Raw genomic sequence first — 19,717 nt, 5'->3', positions numbered from 1 at the left:
TGAAATCATACTCCGGGGCCACCTCCCGGAGCGCATCCACTCGACACGTATCGAGTATGACGAGCGCGTCCCAGTCTCGTTCATAGACGTTGGTCCCGATAGGATATCGGGACAGGACAGACATTGCCGCGCCCACGTACTGGTAATATGCCCGCTCGAGTAAGGATGTCACAGGACTAGCTCTCATCGACTAGCAGTATCGTTATTCACTTCGTGTATCCTTCTGAAAGGCACTAAGCCGAGATTTTTTCACTGAATCGTATTTGGATTAGTAAACTCGTGTCAGATGGCCTAAAACGAGATTGGTAGTAATTAGCGCCTCTACGTGGAGTTTGGTTTCGCAGACGTAGATAGTCAGTCGTTCCTGAACGCCTTTCACGCTGTCATTCCGCTGGGAGGGTATCGTCGTGCCACTGCCGCTGGCTCTGAACCGTTCCACGACATTGACCGATGACTACGATTGCCTGACGAATTTAGCTGGGATGAACGGTCTTGTTCCTGAGGAACGATTAGATGACGCTATACACGCTCTCGAACGTTCTCCTGCGTGGGTTCACACCCATCGCGATAACCCCCGAGCGGTCCTACGACTAACCGAGGAGAAAGACAATGACCAACTACACCATCGGCCGCTGGCTGCTTGTGGCGCTCGCGATTGTCGGACTCGCGCTTGCCCCGGGCCTGGTCAGCGCACACGGCAACGAAACGACCGCAGACGACGCGCCCCCGTACGACGGGAACGCCGACGACTGGGCGGCCTGGATGGACGGCCACATGACCGACCATATGGGTCCCGGTAGCGTCGAGTGGATGGAGTCCCACATGGGTGTGACCGTCGATGAGATGGCCCAGGACATGGCTAAGGACGACCACGACCGCGGGATGTACGGGCAGGGCCACTGCTGACGGCTCCTGACCGTTTCGATCGCTTCGACCAAATATCGAAACCCACCACTAATTCACAATCATGACGAAACCCACCAATACTCTCGGACGCACTGCTCGTCGACTCGCGTTACTCGCCGTCCCACTGCTGGTCGCAGCGACTGGAACAGCTGCTGCCCACGGCGGCGAGAGCTACGGCGGCGGCATGATGGGCGGCGGCTGGGGCCTCTTCGGCGGAGCGATGGGGCTCTGGGGACTCCTCTGGATGGGGCTCCTCATCGCCGTCCCCCTCTACCTCGTCTATGCGCTTCTCAACCGAGAAACCGACGGGGATGACGAGGGGCCGCTCTCGGTTCTCCGAGAGCGCTACGCCCGTGGCGAACTCTCTGACGACGAATTCGAGCGGCGACGTGAACAGTTGGAACGTGCCGGATGAGCCATTCGGTACTAGTTCCAACACGGATGACTCCATCCGTGACGACCACTTCGGAACCCCACCCTTAAGTCAATCAACAGAGTACCATATTGCATGACGTACACAATACAAACGTCCGTGTCCGGTGACTTCGACCAAGTAGTCGAGACAACGGTCGACGCGCTCAAAGATGAAGAATTCGGCGTCCTCTGCGACATCGACGTCCAAGCGACGCTCGAGGAGAAACTCGGCGAGGAGTTCCGACAGTACCGCATCCTCGGTGCGTGTAATCCGGGACTGGCCCACGAGGGCCTGAACGAGGAGATCGAACTCGGCGCACTTCTCCCATGTAACGTCATCGTCTACGAAACCGACGATGGCGAGATTACGGTGAGTGCCGTCGACCCACAACAGCTCGTCGGCATCGCCGGCAACGAGGCACTCGACTCGATCGCGAACGAGGTCCACGACCGGTTCGAACGCGTTCTCGCCAGTGTCGCGGACGAATTCGACTCCGCGTCGGAGGTCTGAACCATGGCATCATCAAACCAACTCGACACCACAACCATCGTTCTCCTCATCCTCGGGGCGATCATCGTCCTGCCTTTGCTCACGATGGGGATGGGATTCGGCGGGATGATGGGATACGGTGGAATGATGGGCGTATCCGGAACGACCAGCGGTTGGTGGCCACTCGTCGGGATGCTTGTCCCGCTGGTCTTCCTCCTCGTCTTGCTCGGTGGAGGATATCTCCTCGTCCGTCGCGTGGCTGAATCACCGTCGTCTCAGACTCCCGCCATGGAGGAGTTGCGCATGGCGTACGCCCGTGGTGATCTCACCGAAGAAGAGTTCGCGGCGCGTCGCGAGAAGCTTGAACGGTCGGACTAACGGACTCTCGAAAGAGCAAGCACAGCGATTTCTGCCGATAGCCAGCGTCCCTTCGACGACCAATGGTTCGGGGCTACACCTGTGACACCCAATATGAAAGTGACGGGGAGGTATTTCGTCTGCGAGCACTGCAACACTACCTGTCACCCTCAGTGTATGGCGCGATACGAGGCGGAAGTCTATCCCGGGTGTATGAGAGAACCGAGGACCTGGACAATCGAATTCAAGGGCCCCTACTTGACATCCTCCCCGCCGTGAACGGCGAGGATTCCAACGCGGGACAGCGGGCCGGTCCCACGTCCCCGCTGGCAACTTCTCGCCTGCCGAACGAGGTCCGGCGAGGCGATACCGGGTTCGTGCGCGATACGTCGGCCCCGCGAGGGGTGTGGCGTGTTCGGCGTCCATTCGGACGCGGTATCCGCTTGCACCGTGCATCCCGTTCGTCTCGAAGAGACGGCGGGGATGCCCCCCGTCGCAGGTTTCCCCGCGTCCGGGCACGGGCCGTGCCATCGGCCTGCCTGCCCTTCGCGCCACAGTGGGCAGGCACAAGCGAGCGAGCATCGCTTTTTGATTGCCGCCTCGCGGCGACCTCGGTGACGCCCTTTCGGGAACGGTGTGGTGGCCTTCGTCGTCCGGGCGGACCCCAATCCAACCGCCAGTCTTTGCTCGTTGTGCTTACCACGACATACACTGTCAGGGAGTTTAATACCGACGGTTGCGGCCCTGTTGTCGGATTCATCCCCGCGCTAAAGCACGGGGCTTTCTCCTTGATTTTCCGTAAACCGCCGGCAGGCGGGAATCAATTTTCTGGATGCAACTGGCGAAATACGTTTTTGACTCGTGCCCGTAGCACAAATGTGTCTACAACTGTCGAACTCCCCAACGCCGACGAAGCCTGTGCGTACTGCGGGTCGCGCATCTTCAAGCACGATCCAATCTGTGTACGTGACTGCGCCGATGACTGTGGGTCGCCGACGTACTTCTGTAACTACGCGTGTCTCTCGGCGTACGTGGACGACAACGACCTGACGACCGGTAATGCGTGTGAGTGGTCGCCCGACGGCCCGGACTGCTGTTGAGTGGACTCGCCCTAGTGACGACACGGAGCAACGTCGCTGCTGTCTCCTCCGGTAGAAGCCATTCCTGGAGTTGTACTGGCAGCCAGCCAACTTTATGCACGTAGTCGACGAACATTTCTAGCGAGTATCACTATGTCGACAGAGCGCACGTCCGACGGCTTGCTCCGCATTGTCCTGATTGTCCTCGCGGTGATCGTCCTGTTCCCGCTGTTGATGATGGTGTTCGCGATGCCGATGATGGGAATGATGGGCTGGTGGTGGGGCGGCGGCATGGCCGGCGGGCTCTCACCGCTGTGGGGTATCGGGATGATGCTCGTCTGGCTCGTCGTCCTCGTCGGCATCGGCTACCTCCTCTACCGAGGTCTCGTCGGCCGCGTCGGCTCGTCGATGGCCAACGAGAGAGCACTTGAAGAGCTCAGGGTGGCGTACGCTCGCGGTGATCTGTCCGAAGAAGAGTTCGAGGAACGGCGCGCGAACCTTCGCCGCGAGGAGTCGCAGTAGGTCACGAATATGTCTCCGACAGGACAGCGGCGAGAATTCTTGACTGCGCTCGGAGCCGGCCTCGCGAGTCTGTCGGGATGTGTGGGGACTCTCCCAGGCAGTGGGGATGGCGTTGACAGAACGATTTACGTCGGGGCCTACCACTGGGGCTTCGTCATCGTTGATGACTCCGGCGAAGAACAGGAGCGTGTCAGCCTGCAACGGAACGATGTTCTTCGGGTGGTTTCGTTCAACACGCTCTCGAGCCAAGCCATGCAATCGCTTCCACAGGCGATTCGTGAGGCGATTCCTGACCACGAAGTGCTCGAAGAGCGAAACGAGGAGCGCATCTCGCCCCCTGCTGACGGCGACTTTCACGAACTGTTGGAGGCAGCAAACGAACAGTATCCCGACCACAGCCTCGCAATCATGCCATCCGGACAGATGCATATGGGCGGTGGAATGATGATGCACCCCATTGCACTCCTGCAGAGTGCCACTAGACCTGTCGTTCGTCAACTCAGTGCCACACGACGTGGTGATTACACGCTGAGCTGCCTGACCTACTGCGGCTACGGCCACTCGTACATGGAAATTGACGGTGGCATCGTCGTCACGTGAGCGGTCGTCACTTGCCACGAACCAACAGTCAACTGCTGCTAGCACTCTCGCCGGACGAGCCCGTGAACTGCCTCGGTTGTTCGAGCCAAGACATCATTCTGGGAGTGGGTCGATCAGCACCGTCGCCGTTCCATCGAGGACGATCTCGTCAGCGTCATTCTCGACGCGCGTCGTGAGTCGATACCGGTCGGCTTCAAGCTCGTCGACGATTTTGCACTGGGCTGTCAGTGACTCGCCGATGTCAACCGGGCGTCGAAACTCGAGATTCTGCGAGATGTAGATCGTGAGGCCGGGGAAGCACGCGAGGGCGGCGCTGAGCAGTCCGGAGACAAGCGTCCCATGAACGATTCGGTGACCGAATCGCGTCTTCTCGGCGAACGCGTCGTTGAGGTGGAGAGCGTTCGTGTCGCTGGTTGCTTCGGCGAACTTCCGGACATCGTCCTCGGTGATCACTTTCGAGAAACTGACGCTGTCTCCCTCCTGGAGAGACGTGGGATCTTCGATGTCGATATCGAATTCACCTTTTGCACGGCCATATGGCAGGCGAGGGAGCATGGATCCACTCACCTCGACGAGATGTGGGTGGGGCGTCCTGAGGTACTGCTGCGGAGCGCTTTCGAACAGGTCGCGGCAGTCTGTCGAACAGAAATGGAACGTCTCTTCCTGATACTCGGTAGTCGCTTCTGTGGCGTCTATCGGGATTTCCATCCCGCATACGGGATCAACTGGCATGAGTACAGTCAGCGGATTTCATCGCTTTGTTGGATGAGTGCAATCGCCGTATAGAGATTACTGTAGTGACAGCCCATCAACGTATGTGTGACTTGGCGCTCTCACGATTTCTGAAGCGAGAACGGAATGTGTTCTCTTTTTGCATTGGAGACAGAGATGCAGTGAAGTACCTCGGGGACAAGCCCCGAGGCACTCGCCTTGTCCCGCCTGTAGACCCGGTAGATCTGCGTATCAGTCGCTCGCTCAGAGCAGTCCCAGCATGAATCCAATACCCATGACGATAAGAACAGCAGCGGAGAATACGGGAAGGTACGGTGTGTACTGTTCGACTTTCGCTTCGTAGTTTTGATAGCCCGCAATCAAGAGCATCGTCAGGCCGACGATACCGATGATGACGGTAATTGCATACACGCTCATCAGTTCCAGACAGTAATTCGACCCGGCACACATCGCGATTATCTCGAACTCCTCTTCGTGAGCGAATCCAAGAACGAAGGCGAACCACGCGATGCCGAACAGTCCCCGGTCGGCAGCGTCATCAAGCTCACCATGTGAATGTGAGTGGCCACCGACGAACGGCACGAAGCCCTTTAGCCGTGAGATCCATCCACCCTCATCATGGTCATGACCGTGCGAATGCCCATGGTCATGGTCAGCTGAGTGCACCGGTCTATACGAGGAGTCCTGCTCGTGATCGTGACCGTGTGAGTGGCCAAGATCGTGATTATCGTCGTGATCATGCGAATAACCGTCCCGGTGGTCGTTGGGATGGGGTGGGTCGTGACCTTGGCCGCTGTCGTTACTGGGCTGCCCGTGTGAGTGGCCATGGAAATACTCGCGAATCCCGAGCGCGATGAGTAAGACACCGGCGACGAGACTGACTGGCCCGCCAATCTGGACGCCACCAAGTACCGTAATCGGTTCGTTAACCTGCGTGAGATTGAAGTACTCTTTTGCATAGAAGAACACGCCGACCATCGCGATACTGCTGATGAGGTGCCCGACACCGAGGATGAAACTCGCGGCGAACCCGTACACCCACTTGTTGGCCTGATCGAGTGCATACGATGCCGCGACTGGCCACCCGTGCCCCGGTTCGATGCCGTGCACCGCACCGAGGATAATTGCACCGAGGAGCAGCCCGACTGCCTCGTTGTGTAACATCTCTCTGGGAAAAAATCAGTCGAGAACGTGCATAACGGTTGTTAATACCGGAACTGGGTTCAATCATACTGGGACCTCTTGAGTAGCGGCACCAAGACAGCAGTTATGCGGACGAATTGCAATACCCCGGGCGATATCGCCACAGCATTCGATTGCGTATTGTCGCTTTTCCGCAGATAAGAGGCCAGTCTCCCTGCGAAGGGTAGTGTCCTACCGACGATAAACTTTGTCCGCTTCGGACAATGCAAGCCAAAAGAAGACCCCATCTCGGCACTATTCATAGCTATGTCCGAGCAAGCCTTGATAGCGTTAGCGAGTTCGCCCATTCCGGAGTGGGCGCTCCAGTGGGCGCACCAGATCGAGCAGACGCTCGCGCCTGCTCGGGACGTCATCAAGCCGATCCTGTCGAGCTGGTGGACGCTGGGCATTTGGTTTACAATCAATCTCATCTCGCTGGGCGTGCTGTGGTGGGACTTCGAGAAATACAACCAGAACATCCCATCGCTCATGAAGTTCGTCTGGTCGCTCGTCATCGCCTACTCGGGGCTGTTCGGCCTCGGCGTGTACTGGTTGACGGGCCGAACACAGCTCGACAGCGATTCGCTGTGGAAACAGGGCTTCCGCTCGACTTCGCACTGTTACTCCGGGTGTGGCGTGGGCGAGGTGATCGGGATTACTGCCGCGACTATCATCCTCAGTGTCTCGACGCTCTGGTTGGTCGCACTGACGTTCACGCTCGCGTTCGTTGGCGGATTCGCGCTGACCGTCGGCCCGCTAATGCAGGAGGGTGTCGGCTTCAGAGAAGCGATGTGGGATGCCATCTGGAGCGAGACGCCTAGCATCACCATCATGGAAATTGTGGCCATCGGCACCGATCTGCTGCTGGCCGGTGAGGCGGGCTGGACGACGCCGCTGTTCTGGACGGCCCTACTGTTCTCGCTGACCATTGGGTTCTTCGCCGCCTACCCCGTCAACGTCGCGCTCATTGCCGCCGGCGTGAAAGAAGGAATGGGCAACCCTGCCGAAATGGATGGGAGTCCGAACGGGGCCAACAATCGACAGGCACATAGCACTGACTGAAACTGCAACTACCTACTTTTCAGAGGTATCGACATGCCCGGAGAGTGGTTCGGGTGGCCATCTATGCTGCCCACCGCTGTTGCGTGTCTACTGTCTCTCTACCGAGTAGAAGAACCGATAGCAGTGTATTCCGGTAGTGTAGCTAACTGGGTAACAGCCGAGCATCTGAACCAGCAGTAGCAAGCAGATTGGTTAATCCGATTCTGCCCAATCAATCGTCTGCAATGTCGCTTACAGAAACCGTTTCCGAGATCGACCACCTGAGCGAGGAACAGCGCGACTGTATCGAGAACTGCAACGCAGCAGCGCAAATCTGTGAATGGTGCGCTGACGAGTGCCTCGGGAGCGAGGACATGGAGGAGTGTGCTCGACTGTGCCGCGACGTCGCCGACATCACGTCGCTGCACGCTCGATTCATGGCCCGCGACTCCGATTACAGTAGTCAGCTTGCCGAGGCCTGTGCTGATGCCTGTGAGGACTGCGCCGACGAATGTGAAAGCCACGACGCCGACCACTGCCAGACTTGTGCCGACGTCCTTCGCGACTGCGCTGAAACCTGTCGCAACATGGCCTGAGAGGGGTTATCTTCGAAGCGTGGAGCCGAGAGCGGCACTTGAACGGCGTTGCTGACTACTGCCCGCTACTCAGCAACGTTTTTTGGAGAAAGTGTCTGGCTGAGCGAATTTGCAATGGAGTGGGGCCCAGTAGTTACCATCTGAACAGCCACGTCAGCGATAGCAGGGCACGTGCCACCGCATCCATCACCGTCGGTTCTGTGCCGATTCGTTCGTTAAAGCGAGTTCGTCACAGGGTTACCCGGACAACTCCCCTACAACAATGATACCAGCCGTCGTCGCTTTCCGGTCGCTGTTCCCCAAGCGATCAAGGCTGACGGAGCATTGCTCAACCAATCCTTCGGCTATGTCGCGAGCCATCGCAAGCAGATCATCGCTACCACCCGCGATCAGTATCTCTCAAATACGTTTGACTGTCCAGTGATGGAGTTCTTTTCTAACCTCAGCGGGCAGAACAGTTTCATTATGATTGTTTGAACTACTGTAGTCTACACTACGATAGTCTGAACTACGCTATCTGCGTGTTTTATTCGTGAAGCCACTCGTACCACTCACTGAGATCGACGAGTTGGTTTTCGACTCCATCATGTCCATATTGATTGAAAACCTCGTCAACTGTCCGAGCAAGCCCTTCTGGATCGGTGTCTGGTAATTTCTGGTCGTAGTAGAGGAAGATACCGCCATGATCATACTCATGGTGTAGTGACTCGAAATCTTTCGCGTTGTTCGATAGGAGAACATTGCCATGCTCACCACACCATGCTACCAACTCGGCATCAGTCGTGTACTCTACAAATCGATCTTTCGCCTGTTCGACGGAGTGGCCACGTTCTTGGAGTAGTCGTTCGAAGACTCGACCGACGTGTTCGTCGAGTAGAATCTGCGCGCCTGTCACTGCACAGTCTCTTTAGGTTTCAGTGACGAGTCCCGAACTCGGTCAAATGCTGCTTCGTTCTCGGCTTCGAGTTCGCGCATCTCGTCAATATGCGCGTAGTAGTAGGACAGCGATTCGTAGACGTCTGCAAGGGCAACGTCGAGTTGATCCGCAACATGAGCAGGCGACTGTCCGCTGTCGATTACCCGTGCAGCAACGTGCCGAACGCCGATACGCGTGCCATCGATTCGTGGCTCGCCACCGAGCACATCGTCGTCACGGGTGATATTCATGGCCGTTAATAGGCACTCTCGTCGGTTATATCTTTCCGGTCGCTAGTTCACCTCCCTGATCGGCGCTTCGTTTGTACTGAGCGACGCTTGAGAAGTCTCTGAAACGGTGTTCTAAGAGAGGTAATCTGTCACCTATTGTGAACCAGGATTTGGGACTGGTCGCTCCGTTCGTGTGACGAACATTCACTCCACTCCTGCAAAGAAGGGGTCGCTCCCGGTTACTGCAGCTAGCACACAGCAATGCCAGCGGCAGCAGGGTACGTGCCGCCGAATTCAGTAAGGTTGGTTCCGTATCGATCTGGTCGGTAGGTCGTCTCGTCAGAGGGTGGTGTCCCCTCACCGTAGCAGTAGCGGATCAACAGGACTCTCAGATGAAGAACACCGAGTTGATTTAGGTTCGTCTCATGAACACAGGTATAGATGGCGCGAGTCGTCCATTATCACCATCCGCAAGCCGAGAATTTCTCGCTGAAGTATAGCTCGGCGTCATCAGCGGATTTAGTTGCCCGACAGTTGGATCTGGACGGCGCGACAAAGCTCATCGGCTATCCGTTTACGACTCCAGTCTACGTTCTCTACGAAAGCGAAACGGAGATCGAAAACGCAGCAGACATTGATATCGACAAGGAGTGGCTTCGCGACCGAATTACCGAACTCCCCCGCTCGGTGCAAGTCGTTGCTTTTCGATTGGTGGAACTATTGGAAGCAGCCGTGGATGTCCAAGAGGCAGACGAATTTCACCTTTACAAGGAATTTGAACCACAGAAGATTCAGCAAGCACTCAACCATGTTTCGTGGGACGCCCCGCTTCCAGAGGTCGCTGGCGACGTGATGTCAAACCTTATTCTCCGCCACTCGCTACCGAACGCGAACCATCGGACCGGAATCGCGATGCTGCAGTTCTGTATCGAGAGTGTCGACCCGGATTTCGATATGCCACGGACCCACCTTGACGATGAAACGTGGCAGGAGTGGGTTGATCCGTATATCGTCGAGTCGAAACGTCTGATCACGGTCCGGCGAAACAATGTTCGATTCAAACGGCTCGCAGAGTTAGGCGTCGATGGTGTAGAGCGGAAAGACGGCATTCGAATCCAGTTAGCCGAATTTGACTTAGACATGCACTGGCGTGAAGCCCTTACGACGTACGCGACGCAGCACGAAGCACACTGTCGGGCGTTTGCTCGTGCAACTCTTCAGCGAGCAGACCGCGACGCGCTCCTGAGTCGAACCGGACCGACAAAGCGGGAGTTCATCGACTACTTAGAAGCAGGCCTCGTCGAACGGGACTTCAAAAACCTGTTTTGATCAGTCGCGAAGCTCCGCAACTGACTGACCGACCTCGCGGACGTGCTCACTTCGCTCGAGGTCGAGTTCCTCGGCAAGGTAATCGACTGTCTCTTCGAGGCTCATAGCTGAATGGAGTCTTCCGAGCGGGATAAACCTAGTGCTGTGCCGACTATTATGGTTCACTCCCTTGACTGCGCTGGCGCTCAGATAGTATAAGAGGAGGGAATCTTCTGTACATTGGAGGTGCTGACAGCACTTTCGGAGAGATTTCTTGCCGGGAAAGTCGTCACACCTGTTGTGAACAGGAAATCGGGACTGGTCGCTCCGTTCGTGTTACGAACACTCACTCCACTCCTGTAAGAATGGGGTCGCTTCTAAGTACTGCAGCTACGAACAGTAAGGAGTTAGAGACAGCCCTAACTGGGTCAGCCAGTCGGAACAGATTTTGGATCACCGCGTGTCGAACGCGTCAATCACGTCGCTTGTCGAGTAGGTCTCGACCAGCGCCTGTTCATCGAAATCAGCGTCATCGCTCCAAATGGCTGCATCGCTGGCGAGTGCACACGCAAGATAGAGCACATCGTCTGGGTCGGTGTCGCCGAGTTCCGCTTCTGCCCTCTCGATAGCCGGATAGAAATCGTCGGCTGGAACCACCTCGATATACTGGAATAAGAGCTCGAGGAACTGTATGACTCGATCCGGTTCCATCCCGGATTTCTCGACGATCAGGTCTTCATAGGTCTCAATTTCATCATGGACGAACGCAGGTGTCAGGAGGTCCGGATTAAGCGTGACGATGAGTTCTCGGGTTTTCGAATCCGCGATGAGCGCAGAGATAACGACGTTGGCATCGATGACCAGCTTCATTCGTCGAGTTTACGCCGATTCTTCGTCGACACGCTGGCGTCCACGTTCGTTGATCTTCTCGGCGAGTTCCTGCACGTCGTTCTCGGTGAGTTCGCTTTGGCCGGCGAGTTCGTCCATCACTTCGAGTGCCTCGATTTTCTCTTGGATGGTCTGTCGCGTGACTTCACTCCAGTTGATTTCCGGGTGGTTTTCCATTCGTGCTTTGAGGTCGTCGTCCACATTGACTGTAATACTGGGCATACAGTAATCTATGCTGACACAGAATACTGTGTCTTTCGGTGCGCCTCTTTGATTAGCTCCGGTTGCTTCTGCCTGCACGGTCGATTTGTTCAGTCACCGTACGGGAGCCGGCAGATCGCATGACTCCGATTCTGCTGAAAGGTCCGTCACACCCGTTGTGAACAGCGAATCGGGACTGGTCGCTCCGTTCGTGTTACAAACACTCACTACACTCCTGCAAGAATGGGGTCGCTCCCGGTTGCTACAGCTAACGAACAGCAGCGTCGGCGACAGCAGGGCACGTGCCACCGCGTCCATCAACGCCGGTTCTGTGCCGATTCCCGTCTTATCCCGTGCTCGTCACAGGGTTACCCGGAAGACTCCACCACAACGGGCGTGACGCCGCCCGTCGTTGCCTTCCGATCACCGTTCTCCAACAGATCGAGGCCGACGTAACGTTTCTCAACCAGTCCTTCTGCTGTCTCGGTGTCCATCGCCAACAATTCCGTCTGCGTCTGCTCCCGGCCGACTTGCCGAGTCTTCTCGACCAGATCATCACCGCCAATTTCGATCAGTTTCTCCCAAACACGCTTGACTGTCTGTCGGTGCGGCTCCTTCCCCAGTTCCGCGGTCAGCGCAGTCTCGACATCGTCCTTGGTGAAGAAGACGCCACTCCCGTCAGTTCGCTCAGTGGCGAACTCTGGCCAGCGCTTGGCCACGCTAATCGCACGGTACGTGTTCTGGCGGTTCGACCGTTCGACGAACATCGACTTGACTTTGGCCTGCCGGCAGTTCGCGAAGAAATCCAGCGGCGACGAACTGGGCTCGATACCCTCGGGCAGTGTTTCTGCGTCTTCCTGCTGATCAGGGTCAGCTTCGAGTTGCTGAGCCTTCGCGATGGCACTCTTGGCGATCTCGTGGGTTTCCTCCTGTTGCTCTTCAACATCGTCGAGGCGGCTCTCGGCTTCGGCTGACTGCCCAACAGCGGTCGTCGCGATGTCGTGGGTCTGCTCCTGCTGAGCTTCGAGTTCCTCGACACGGTCCTGCAGTGAGTCGATGGTCGCGACCAGTCCTTCGAGAACACTCGAAACGGGGGGTGCCGTTTTCCCCTCTAACTGCCCCACGAGTTCCTGTAGGGCCTCGGTATCGGGCGCATCGTCGTCACTAATATCCATCCCCAGCTGGGCGGCCAGTTGGTCGTCGGTGGCTGTGCTCTCGGTCTCGTTCTCGTCGGCGTCGGTGTTGCGTGGCATACTGACCACAGGGCCCGTGCTCGGAATCGAACCGAGCAGTGCCGACCACGGCACGGGCTAGGCGTGACTGGGCGACAGCAGCGACTGGCTACTCCTCGCACCACACAGGACACAAGCCCGACCGCCGTCGGGACCGAGCATCCTCATCCCTCGACCTCCGTGCGGCGTTCGATGACGACGTCGTGGCCGTAGTCGCCGTCCCGATACTGCACGGCGAGATTCTCGACCGTGGCAAAGTCCTCGTGCCACTCGGTGTAGTGGACCAGATCCCCGACCTGGTAGCGCAGTCGCCACTGCGTCGTCTGTGTGGGCGCTGTATCGCTTGCAGGAGTCTGAGAGGGGTCTGTCCGGGCCATCACCGATCACCGTCATTGTCCGCCGAGAACGGATTGTGAGGCCGCTGATAGAGTCGAACTGAGCGATGAGGCTGACGGGAAGACCCGTATATATCTAGTGAGAAGCTTTTTACAACTAATTGGTAAATGAAGTGAATGCTGTCAGAGGAACAGCCGTGAATCTTCGGTTCTCGCGTCCGGTGGTCTGGTACTCCCATCGGACGCTTCGGCCCCGTACACGAACACGGACGCGTCTCCCAGCCGCGGCCATTGTTCTCATCCTGACTGGGGCCGTGGGCCTGCCAGTCCGTTGCAGTGTAGGTTCGCTTGTGCCCACGCGATAGTAGTCCGGCGCGAGTCATCGGCTTTCACGCTCCCGGCGTGCAGCGCCATCGAAACCCGATTCATCCAGCTGCCGGCAGTCCTCGACTGGCACACAGAACCGCGCGAGCTCGGTGGTCTGTGTCACCGCGAGTATCAGCTCCTCGCGACGGTGGCGGTCACCGGCCGAAGCAAGGCGCTGGATCGTCTCGGCGGCCAGATCCGCGAGCAAGACACCCGTGACAGTATTGTCGGCGTCGTCGACGGCGGTGACGAGCAGCCGTGGCTCGCTGTCGAGTTCGGTCAGCGCGACGACCGCGCCGACGGCGGGCGTCATCGATCTCCTCCCGACGCGCGTTTCGTCGCCGCCCAGTGCTGGTGGGACGACCGCGGTTGTTCGTGAGTCTCAGCGCTGGCTGGGCAGGCTCGTGTGACTGGGCCAGTCATGACTGGTCGGCCTCCGTCAGGGTGTGGGCACCGCCGTCGGCGACCGGCCGCGGGCGGTCAGTGCAGCGGGCGAGGGTCTCGGCCTGGTGGGTGAGGAGCTTGTGGCCGGCCTCAGTGAGGGTGTAGGCGTTGGTGCGGTCGTCGAGCGGGTCGCAGGTGATGAGGTTCTTGTCGGCGAGGGTATCGAGATTCTGGTAGAGGCGGCTGTGGTTGATCGGCTCGGGGTAGCGCTCGTCGAGGTAGGCCTTGAGTGCGAGGCCGTAGGGTTCGTCGTCGACGGCGGCGATGGCTTGGCAGACATCGCGCTGGAAGCCCGTGAGGGCGTAATGAGTCGTCATGCTGGGCCTCCTTGGCGGGCTGTGCGGTCGTTGGCGGGACTCCAACGGCTACTGTGGGCACGTGAACAACAGACAGGCCGTTGATGTCGTGATCCGAAACGACGACGTTGGTCGGTGGTCGGCTGGCGATACGACGCAGTCCGTGGGAAGGTTTCAAGGCTCCCCGTTGCGTGTGCGTTCATGCGGTTCTGGACCGACGCGGCGCCCGTGTTGCAGCACGGCGTCGCACTCGGTTTTCCAACGACGCCCGAGGAGCGACGCGTCGGTTGTGCTAGAACTGTGAGATGCGCAAGCACTTAGTGCTTTGCGTTGCTCGTAGCAAATATGTGCCAGAGAACGTGGAAGTGCGATACTGATTCAAATAGCGATTCCTTCGGAGTTACTTTGAACGTGGCAAGTGACAAGGACGCTATGGGCAAAGAGGAGCGGAAAAGACTGGTTCTCGGGCTCCTCGTAGAGAGCGGGTTACACCTCCCGCCTGCTGTGATATTCCATAACTGTAAACAGCAAGGAGCAACCTTTGAACGGCGTTCTGTGGATAATTATCTTCGGGAGCTTCGTAAAGAGGGGCTAGTTGAGAAGATACCAAATACGAAAGGCTATCACAGAGCCACTCAGAAGGGCCGAAATTATTATTTCGGCAATTAAATACTCAGTCGAGTTGCGCTGTTCAGCGCAAATACTAAGTGTCCACAGGTGGTTACTATCGAATAGGAACACACGCGCCGCTGGTCGATTTCTGCGGTTCAGGAAATCGCCCCGGTGTTGGAGCACCGAGACGCGTGGTTCCATAGATGGAAACCAATGGCAACTACGCAAGCCAATCCCCAAGAACGTATCGCCCGCAACCGACTGACCCAGCGCCCGTGCTTCGTCGGCGTCGACGGTGACGACGCTGCCCACTACTGGGACAGCTACGAAGCTGCTGTCGTCGTTGTCGACGCAAATCTGAACGCTGAGAAATTCGAACTTGTCGAAACGCCCTGTCAGACGCTTTGTGATTGGTGCGAGCACACGCGCACGAAGCGTGGCTGGGACGTCGGCCCGCACGTCGGCGGCTCACTGGTCGGCGATCTCGTGCGAGGTGTCGAAGCATGAGCTGCACCGTTGACGACCGCAAACAAGTGCGGCGGGCTGCACGAGCGATTCGGGATTCGGTGCCGACCATTGCCGTTGACGTCGTTGCGCCGAACGCGAGTCGCCATGACGCGTGGACGCTCGACGCCGTGTTACGTGAGCGTGAGAGTGTGCCGCCCGAAGTGCTTCGTGAATTGGCGCTAGCTGGGCTGACGCTGCAGCCGGTGCCATCTCAGGTCGGGTATCAGCACGTCGTGGCGACGGTGTAAACGTGTTGTAACTAGTTGATTAGAAACAGAACATTCGAATCCGACATCGTTTTCTTTCTTGTCACGACAATGTCTTAAGTACCAGGCTCGGCTGCATCGCATCTCGGGCCGCTACCGCCAATTTCCACTTCTACACTACCCAATTAAACGGCAATGATTATACTGCACTCTACGGGGTAGCGCCAGTCGCTGTTTCCAAACGCACTACTTTACCACTCGTTTGCCGACCCATCTGTCGTAGCACGTGATACTATCCTGATCGGACCTTATTCTGACTTATCGGGGAGGCTGAGAGAAGTCAGAAGACCTCTAAATAACCCTCAATGACTTCTTGCTCCTCCTTCGCGAGGTTAAACAGGTCGTAGACTGCGTCGTCAATATCGGCTTCGAGTTCTTCGATGTCCACTTGCTCTACTTCCTCGCGGTCTTCGTCACGTCGGGCAAGCAGTTCCTCAACGCCGTCGTCACTTCGAGGAATTGGAATAGTCGTCTCCTCACCACTCTTGACGTTTCGACCGTCCACGGCTACCCGCACGTAATCGGCTCGCGCCTTCCGTGCCCCTCGGTCGTCGGAGTACATTGCGGCGTCGCTAATCGTGTCTGACCGTCCGGCCTGCACGGTGAAATCTCCCTCAACGTCACCTTGCACTTCGGCGCTCACCGGATAGCGACGGGTCTGCCACTCGTAGGTGATGTAATCGACTTCGCCACCGTAGTCGCCGAGATACGCCTCGGGGAAACGGTCGGTCTTGCTGTCAAGGTCGATGGTGTCAACGATTTCTTCAGCCTTCTCGCGCATCAACCCGTGGACCCCCGCGCTGTCTTCAGTCACGCAGGGCAATTTCTCGACGTACTGTGAGCGGTACTCGTAGAATCCGCCCATCTTGACTGTCGTGATGTGTTTAAAGTAGAAATCGAGTGCTTTTGAGTTGAGTTGGCAGGCCATCTCCTCGGTCAGGTTCCGATGGGATTCATTCAACTCAATTCCGTATGCCGTTTTGAAGTACCATACGCCTTCGCTGTCCATCATGAACCGGGCATTTTCGGAAATGTGGGCACCAATGATTTTTGGCTTCTCGAACCGTTCATGGCTCTTTGGATAGATGAAAGCATACCAGTCGTCTCGCCCTTCCATTCGGCCACTTTCTCGCCCCTCCAATACCTCACGGTGGGCCTCGAAGTAGTCCCAAGTTAGCGGGAGGTTCTCCCGTAAGTATTCAGAGTCATATGCCTTCGTAGTCGGTCCGTCTTCATTATTTTCAACATAGTGTGGCAAGATAACATGAAGGCCGGACCATTCACCACGCCACCGTTCGATGTCTTTTCCCTTCAACCACGGACACAGTAAATCTGTCTCGATCTCGTATTCTTGGTTCTCGCCCGTAGGGACAACTCTGACTGTGTCACCTCCATCTTCGGGTTGTATTCGGTCAGCATTGACCGGCGTGACCAAATAGACTTTATTCGCGCTCGTTTGTGTACCAGCGAAGATAGCGTCCGTAATGTCCCCGAAGTTCCCGGTACTGTTCGACTCCAATTTCTCGAAGACCTGCAACTCTTCCGGCGGCATTAGCGCCCAGTAGTCGTCCTCCGCGAGCTTCTTTTGCGGGAAATCGAACACGTCGATAAACTCATCCTCGTAGCCCGGCTCGCCCCGGTGATCGCGCACCGACTCAATAATAGTGTCATCCAATTCACGGTCGTCATTGCCGTCCGTTTCAGCCTTGACTCGGACGCATCGGATGTCGTTGTCTTCTCGGGCAGCCTCCTCGGGTTCGTCTTCGAGAATCACGATGGCAGGGTAATTGGTCGCGTCCTCGAACACGCCGGAGTCACGGAAGTCATAGACTTCCTGGATACGACTATCCTCCAACAGAACCTTACGAAGGCCTTCACCATAGTCTGTGACCATGAATTGGTTAGGAGTGATGAAGCCCAGTTTGCCCGTCTCGTCTCGAAGCCAATCGAGTCCTCGCTCGTAGAACGGACAGTAGATGTCATAGTTGCCAGTCGTCGCATCATACAGCTGGTCCATCATCGCTTTCTGTTGATCGGGGAGGTTCTGGGTGCGGACATAAGGCGGATTCCCAACCACGTAGTCGTACTCCATGTAGTTCTTGACAACGAGGGCCAACACCGTGTCCTCGAACATCTTGAACAACCGCCCGTCGTTGTGTTCCTCTTTGAGGTACCGCACGTTTTCCAGCATGTCATTGACGTACGGTTCTAAGAACTCCTCCATCCCAGAGTAGTCCTGCGACGTGTAGCGGTTGACGCGCTCCTCAAGCCCGCTCTGATAGGTCCAATCGAAATCCCTGCCGAACTCCTCGGCAAGTGCCATGTGGTCCTTCACAGTGTCCAAGACGCCTTGTAGTGCCGCGAAGTATTCGCCGAAGTTCTTGACGTCCGTCTCGGATTTTATCGTCGGATACAGCGGCATCCGTACTCGGCGAACAAGGAATCCGTCTTCCGTTTCTACGCCTTCCTCGTCTTCGACCTCGACTGGGAGTGGGACCGGAATCTGTACCTCTGTCTCGTCTTCTTCCCACGCATCCAACGGTGACTGCCAACTATCCGCGTCACCTGTGCCGAGGTCAACGCCGGAGAGCTTTCGCTCGTTGCGGAGCGTATCGGTACGGTAGATAGGGAGCCGACGGAGCGTGAAATCCCGGTTGCTACCCTTCGCCTTTCGATACGCCGGAAGAATTGCGACCACGAACCGAATTTGCGCCATCAAGACGGCGAACGGGTGTATGTCGAGACCAATGATTCTGGGGCGGGTGCAAAGATCCTTGAGGTGTTCTTCCCAATCGGGTTCGTCCTCATAGCGTTCTACGTCTTCGATGTATCGTTGAACGGCTTCTACGAGGAACGTGCCGGACCCGCATGATGGGTCGATGAGTCGCTGGTTCGAAACTCCCCGGTCGTACCCCACGCCGTCCATGATGTAATCAACGACTGGCTGTGGTGTGTAGAACTCGCCAAGCGCTTTTCGCGTTTCTGGGTCGAAGTACCGCTGGTAGAGGTCCCCGAGGAGGTCACCTTGAACGTCCGCGAAGTCGAACCTGAGAACGTTGAAGAACATTTCGGCGACGGCCCGACTGAAACGGTCCCGAGTAGCCTCGCTGATTCGTTCGATACTCCCAGTCCCTTCCGCGACCTTCTTGAACTGGTTTGCGCCAGTCTCATGGCCCCGGGACAGTTGTTCTTCATAGCCGTCGGTCCACCAGACGAAGATGTCGTCTTGGAATAGACCCTCGACCAACTGGTCCTGCATATCGTCAATCAGATTATCAGCGGCTACCGGGAAGGCATCGAGATTGATTTTGTCGCTGAAACCCTGTAGCCCGCGGAAGTAGTCACCCATCCCGTTGTAGCCCGTCCCCGCGAAGAAATCGTGGTCCTCTGTCGCCTTTGCCAACAAAAGCCGAGCAAGGAGTGCGTGACCACTTTCCAGACAGAACATGAAGTCTCGGAGCGACTGCTTGCCGTTGATGAACGGCTCCCATGACCCAGGTACCTCGTCCGGTTCATCTGCATACGTGGCTTCCCAGAAGTCGTAGGCTCCTTTCACGAACTTCGCTTCTTGGTCATCGCGCAGTTCGTGGAGCAGGTCCATCATCCCAGTAACGAGGTCGGCAAAGGGACTGTCTTTTTCGAGTCGGAAAGTGTCGAAGAAGTGTTCCTGCCCCAGCTCCGCTTGCTGATCCAGCGGTATCGGGTCGATGTCCGAAAGGAACTCGTTCACGTCATCAGGGTCAGTGAGGTCGAATTGCCGTTTCTGAAGGGCGCTAAACAGATCTCTTGCGTCGCCCTCGGTTACGGACTCGGTTGAGAGAGCCAGCATCGGCCGATCTCGGTTCCGGCGATACAGTCGGAGTTCTTCACCGTTCGTCAGAACGCCGAAGTCTGCCCGGAGGTTGTCCATGTAGTGGAATAGCTGGTCTTCGTTGGATACGAGGTCTCGCCCGGTGGTTTTGAACTCGTAGACCGCAGTAACAGCCTCGTTAGTGTCGAGCGTAATGTAATCCGGGCGGCGGTCATCGGGAAGGGTGAACTCACTTCGGATGTCCGTCCCGGTCCCCTCGTACCCCAGAGCAGTATAGAATCCCGTTTCGAGGAACAAATTTTCAACATCCCGCTCACTCATATCCTCATCGGTGCGTGCCCCGATGGAATCGAGAGAGTCAAAGAACTCAGTCGGACTCGGCATGT

The 19,717-nt window shown here is 57.0% G+C and carries 25 protein-coding genes; 13 read left to right on the top strand and 12 right to left on the bottom strand.

What is annotated here, in order from left to right:
* Positions 1 to 609: 609 nt before the first annotated feature.
* The 4 genes from EGH23_RS22685 (at position 610) to EGH23_RS22670 (ending at position 2,188) form a co-directional block, all read left to right on the top strand.
* Positions 610 to 906 carry a hypothetical protein gene (locus tag EGH23_RS22685; protein ID WP_220582271.1) on the top strand — a complete coding sequence of 99 codons (297 nt, stop codon included), beginning with the start codon at positions 610 to 612 and terminating at the stop codon, positions 904 to 906.
* A 61-nt stretch (positions 907 to 967) separates the two neighbouring features.
* Entirely contained in the window at positions 968 to 1,321 is a 354-nt protein-coding gene (locus tag EGH23_RS22680) for an SHOCT domain-containing protein (protein WP_220582270.1), read from the top strand.
* Positions 1,322 to 1,414: 93 nt separating this feature from the next.
* Positions 1,415 to 1,831, top strand: coding sequence for a DUF302 domain-containing protein (locus EGH23_RS22675; protein ID WP_220582269.1), 417 nt, complete (start codon positions 1,415 to 1,417; stop codon positions 1,829 to 1,831).
* A gap of 3 nt (positions 1,832 to 1,834) precedes the next feature.
* Complete coding sequence (locus EGH23_RS22670; protein ID WP_220582268.1) at positions 1,835 to 2,188, top strand: SHOCT domain-containing protein; 354 nt, start codon at positions 1,835 to 1,837, stop codon at positions 2,186 to 2,188.
* A gap of 233 nt (positions 2,189 to 2,421) precedes the next feature.
* Here EGH23_RS22670 and EGH23_RS22665 read toward each other — a convergent pair whose 3' ends face one another.
* Positions 2,422 to 2,616, bottom strand: coding sequence for a hypothetical protein (locus EGH23_RS22665; protein WP_220582267.1), 195 nt, complete (start codon positions 2,614 to 2,616; stop codon positions 2,422 to 2,424).
* Between the two features lie 429 nt (positions 2,617 to 3,045).
* Here EGH23_RS22665 and EGH23_RS22660 point away from each other — a divergent pair, with 429 nt between their 5' ends.
* From EGH23_RS22660 to EGH23_RS22650, 3 genes are all read left to right on the top strand, one after another.
* Complete coding sequence (locus EGH23_RS22660) at positions 3,046 to 3,267, top strand: hypothetical protein (RefSeq protein WP_220582266.1); 222 nt, start codon at positions 3,046 to 3,048, stop codon at positions 3,265 to 3,267.
* A 132-nt stretch (positions 3,268 to 3,399) separates the two neighbouring features.
* A complete protein-coding gene (locus EGH23_RS22655; RefSeq protein ID WP_220582265.1) occupies positions 3,400 to 3,768 on the top strand; it encodes an SHOCT domain-containing protein in 369 nt (122 codons plus the stop codon).
* 252 nt (positions 3,769 to 4,020) lie between these two features.
* Entirely contained in the window at positions 4,021 to 4,368 is a 348-nt protein-coding gene (locus tag EGH23_RS22650; protein ID WP_220582264.1) for a cupredoxin domain-containing protein, read from the top strand.
* A gap of 93 nt (positions 4,369 to 4,461) precedes the next feature.
* Here EGH23_RS22650 and EGH23_RS22645 read toward each other — a convergent pair whose 3' ends face one another.
* Complete coding sequence (locus EGH23_RS22645; RefSeq protein ID WP_220582263.1) at positions 4,462 to 5,100, bottom strand: MaoC/PaaZ C-terminal domain-containing protein; 639 nt, start codon at positions 5,098 to 5,100, stop codon at positions 4,462 to 4,464.
* Between the two features lie 243 nt (positions 5,101 to 5,343).
* Positions 5,344 to 6,264, bottom strand: a complete 921-nt coding sequence (locus EGH23_RS22640) for a sulfite exporter TauE/SafE family protein (RefSeq protein ID WP_220582262.1) — start codon at positions 6,262 to 6,264, stop codon at positions 5,344 to 5,346.
* Between the two features lie 285 nt (positions 6,265 to 6,549).
* Between EGH23_RS22640 and EGH23_RS22635 the strand changes: the two genes are divergently transcribed.
* Complete coding sequence (locus tag EGH23_RS22635; RefSeq protein ID WP_220582261.1) at positions 6,550 to 7,344, top strand: DUF4396 domain-containing protein; 795 nt, start codon at positions 6,550 to 6,552, stop codon at positions 7,342 to 7,344.
* 224 nt (positions 7,345 to 7,568) lie between these two features.
* Positions 7,569 to 7,919: a four-helix bundle copper-binding protein gene (locus EGH23_RS22630; RefSeq protein WP_220582260.1), complete on the top strand. Its 351-nt coding sequence runs from the start codon at positions 7,569 to 7,571 to the stop codon at positions 7,917 to 7,919.
* 526 nt (positions 7,920 to 8,445) lie between these two features.
* On the opposite strand, the gene EGH23_RS22625 is transcribed toward EGH23_RS22630, so the two are convergent.
* Both EGH23_RS22625 and EGH23_RS22620 read right to left on the bottom strand, forming a co-directional pair.
* Complete coding sequence (locus EGH23_RS22625) at positions 8,446 to 8,814, bottom strand: DUF5615 family PIN-like protein (RefSeq protein ID WP_220582259.1); 369 nt, start codon at positions 8,812 to 8,814, stop codon at positions 8,446 to 8,448.
* Positions 8,811 to 9,086, bottom strand: coding sequence for a DUF433 domain-containing protein (locus tag EGH23_RS22620; RefSeq protein ID WP_220582258.1), 276 nt, complete (start codon positions 9,084 to 9,086; stop codon positions 8,811 to 8,813). Before EGH23_RS22620 ends, EGH23_RS22625 begins: the two co-directional genes overlap by 4 nt.
* A gap of 420 nt (positions 9,087 to 9,506) precedes the next feature.
* Between EGH23_RS22620 and EGH23_RS22615 the strand changes: the two genes are divergently transcribed.
* Positions 9,507 to 10,394 carry a DUF8172 family protein gene (locus EGH23_RS22615; RefSeq protein WP_220582257.1) on the top strand — a complete coding sequence of 296 codons (888 nt, stop codon included), beginning with the start codon at positions 9,507 to 9,509 and terminating at the stop codon, positions 10,392 to 10,394.
* 432 nt (positions 10,395 to 10,826) lie between these two features.
* On the opposite strand, the gene EGH23_RS22610 is transcribed toward EGH23_RS22615, so the two are convergent.
* The 6 genes from EGH23_RS22610 to EGH23_RS22585 form a co-directional block, all read right to left on the bottom strand.
* On the bottom strand, positions 10,827 to 11,243 hold the full coding sequence (locus EGH23_RS22610) for a PIN domain-containing protein (protein WP_220582256.1): 417 nt from the start codon (positions 11,241 to 11,243) through the stop codon (positions 10,827 to 10,829).
* Positions 11,244 to 11,252: 9 nt separating this feature from the next.
* Entirely contained in the window at positions 11,253 to 11,483 is a 231-nt protein-coding gene (locus tag EGH23_RS22605; protein WP_220582255.1) for a hypothetical protein, read from the bottom strand.
* Between the two features lie 347 nt (positions 11,484 to 11,830).
* A complete protein-coding gene (locus tag EGH23_RS22600; protein WP_220582254.1) occupies positions 11,831 to 12,715 on the bottom strand; it encodes a hypothetical protein in 885 nt (294 codons plus the stop codon).
* 143 nt (positions 12,716 to 12,858) lie between these two features.
* Positions 12,859 to 13,071 (bottom strand): hypothetical protein, encoded by a 213-nt coding sequence (locus EGH23_RS22595; protein WP_220582253.1) that lies wholly within the window; start codon positions 13,069 to 13,071, stop codon positions 12,859 to 12,861.
* A gap of 337 nt (positions 13,072 to 13,408) precedes the next feature.
* Positions 13,409 to 13,708, bottom strand: coding sequence for a hypothetical protein (locus EGH23_RS22590; RefSeq protein WP_220582252.1), 300 nt, complete (start codon positions 13,706 to 13,708; stop codon positions 13,409 to 13,411).
* Positions 13,709 to 13,814: 106 nt separating this feature from the next.
* Entirely contained in the window at positions 13,815 to 14,156 is a 342-nt protein-coding gene (locus tag EGH23_RS22585) for a PadR family transcriptional regulator (RefSeq protein WP_220582251.1), read from the bottom strand.
* Between the two features lie 390 nt (positions 14,157 to 14,546).
* Between EGH23_RS22585 and EGH23_RS22580 the strand changes: the two genes are divergently transcribed.
* The 3 genes from EGH23_RS22580 to EGH23_RS22570 all read left to right on the top strand — a co-directional run bounded on the left by EGH23_RS22580 (position 14,547) and on the right by EGH23_RS22570 (position 15,502).
* Positions 14,547 to 14,804, top strand: coding sequence for a hypothetical protein (locus EGH23_RS22580; protein ID WP_220582250.1), 258 nt, complete (start codon positions 14,547 to 14,549; stop codon positions 14,802 to 14,804).
* A 156-nt stretch (positions 14,805 to 14,960) separates the two neighbouring features.
* Positions 14,961 to 15,254 (top strand): hypothetical protein, encoded by a 294-nt coding sequence (locus tag EGH23_RS22575; protein WP_220582249.1) that lies wholly within the window; start codon positions 14,961 to 14,963, stop codon positions 15,252 to 15,254.
* A complete protein-coding gene (locus EGH23_RS22570; RefSeq protein ID WP_220582248.1) occupies positions 15,251 to 15,502 on the top strand; it encodes an acyl-CoA dehydrogenase family protein in 252 nt (83 codons plus the stop codon). The genes EGH23_RS22575 and EGH23_RS22570 overlap by 4 nt, the downstream gene beginning before the upstream one ends.
* Positions 15,503 to 15,800: 298 nt before the next feature.
* Here EGH23_RS22570 and EGH23_RS22565 read toward each other — a convergent pair whose 3' ends face one another.
* Positions 15,801 to 19,715 (bottom strand): Eco57I restriction-modification methylase domain-containing protein, encoded by a 3,915-nt coding sequence (locus tag EGH23_RS22565; RefSeq protein WP_220582247.1) that lies wholly within the window; start codon positions 19,713 to 19,715, stop codon positions 15,801 to 15,803.
* Between the last annotated feature and the right edge of the window lie 2 nt (positions 19,716 to 19,717).

It is taken from the genome of Haloarcula nitratireducens (genome assembly GCF_019599505.1).
Note: the sequence above shows the minus strand (reverse complement) of the source record. Positions and strands in the feature narration are given on the sequence as shown.

Excerpts from the sequence above, each read along its gene's own strand:
- EGH23_RS22585 (WP_220582251.1), bottom strand. The coding sequence starts at position 14,156 with ATGACGACTCATTACGCCCTCACGGGCTTCCAGCGCGATGTCTGCCAA.
- EGH23_RS22655 (WP_220582265.1), top strand. The coding sequence starts at position 3,400 with ATGTCGACAGAGCGCACGTCCGACGGCTTGCTCCGCATTGTCCTGATT.
- EGH23_RS22570 (WP_220582248.1), top strand. The coding sequence starts at position 15,251 with ATGAGCTGCACCGTTGACGACCGCAAACAAGTGCGGCGGGCTGCACGA.
- EGH23_RS22605 (WP_220582255.1), bottom strand. The coding sequence starts at position 11,483 with ATGCCCAGTATTACAGTCAATGTGGACGACGACCTCAAAGCACGAATG.
- EGH23_RS22590 (WP_220582252.1), bottom strand. The coding sequence starts at position 13,708 with ATGACGCCCGCCGTCGGCGCGGTCGTCGCGCTGACCGAACTCGACAGC.
- EGH23_RS22575 (WP_220582249.1), top strand. The coding sequence starts at position 14,961 with ATGGCAACTACGCAAGCCAATCCCCAAGAACGTATCGCCCGCAACCGA.
- EGH23_RS22600 (WP_220582254.1), bottom strand. The coding sequence starts at position 12,715 with ATGCCACGCAACACCGACGCCGACGAGAACGAGACCGAGAGCACAGCC.
- EGH23_RS22635 (WP_220582261.1), top strand. The coding sequence starts at position 6,550 with ATGTCCGAGCAAGCCTTGATAGCGTTAGCGAGTTCGCCCATTCCGGAG.
- EGH23_RS22595 (WP_220582253.1), bottom strand. The coding sequence starts at position 13,071 with ATGGCCCGGACAGACCCCTCTCAGACTCCTGCAAGCGATACAGCGCCC.
- EGH23_RS22650 (WP_220582264.1), top strand. The coding sequence starts at position 4,021 with ATGCAATCGCTTCCACAGGCGATTCGTGAGGCGATTCCTGACCACGAA.
- EGH23_RS22630 (WP_220582260.1), top strand. The coding sequence starts at position 7,569 with ATGTCGCTTACAGAAACCGTTTCCGAGATCGACCACCTGAGCGAGGAA.
- EGH23_RS22680 (WP_220582270.1), top strand. The coding sequence starts at position 968 with ATGACGAAACCCACCAATACTCTCGGACGCACTGCTCGTCGACTCGCG.
- EGH23_RS22670 (WP_220582268.1), top strand. The coding sequence starts at position 1,835 with ATGGCATCATCAAACCAACTCGACACCACAACCATCGTTCTCCTCATC.
- EGH23_RS22675 (WP_220582269.1), top strand. The coding sequence starts at position 1,415 with ATGACGTACACAATACAAACGTCCGTGTCCGGTGACTTCGACCAAGTA.
- EGH23_RS22640 (WP_220582262.1), bottom strand. The coding sequence starts at position 6,264 with ATGTTACACAACGAGGCAGTCGGGCTGCTCCTCGGTGCAATTATCCTC.
- EGH23_RS22565 (WP_220582247.1), bottom strand. The coding sequence starts at position 19,715 with ATGCCGAGTCCGACTGAGTTCTTTGACTCTCTCGATTCCATCGGGGCA.
- EGH23_RS22610 (WP_220582256.1), bottom strand. The coding sequence starts at position 11,243 with ATGAAGCTGGTCATCGATGCCAACGTCGTTATCTCTGCGCTCATCGCG.
- EGH23_RS22620 (WP_220582258.1), bottom strand. The coding sequence starts at position 9,086 with ATGAATATCACCCGTGACGACGATGTGCTCGGTGGCGAGCCACGAATC.
- EGH23_RS22615 (WP_220582257.1), top strand. The coding sequence starts at position 9,507 with ATGGCGCGAGTCGTCCATTATCACCATCCGCAAGCCGAGAATTTCTCG.
- EGH23_RS22645 (WP_220582263.1), bottom strand. The coding sequence starts at position 5,100 with ATGCCAGTTGATCCCGTATGCGGGATGGAAATCCCGATAGACGCCACA.
- EGH23_RS22685 (WP_220582271.1), top strand. The coding sequence starts at position 610 with ATGACCAACTACACCATCGGCCGCTGGCTGCTTGTGGCGCTCGCGATT.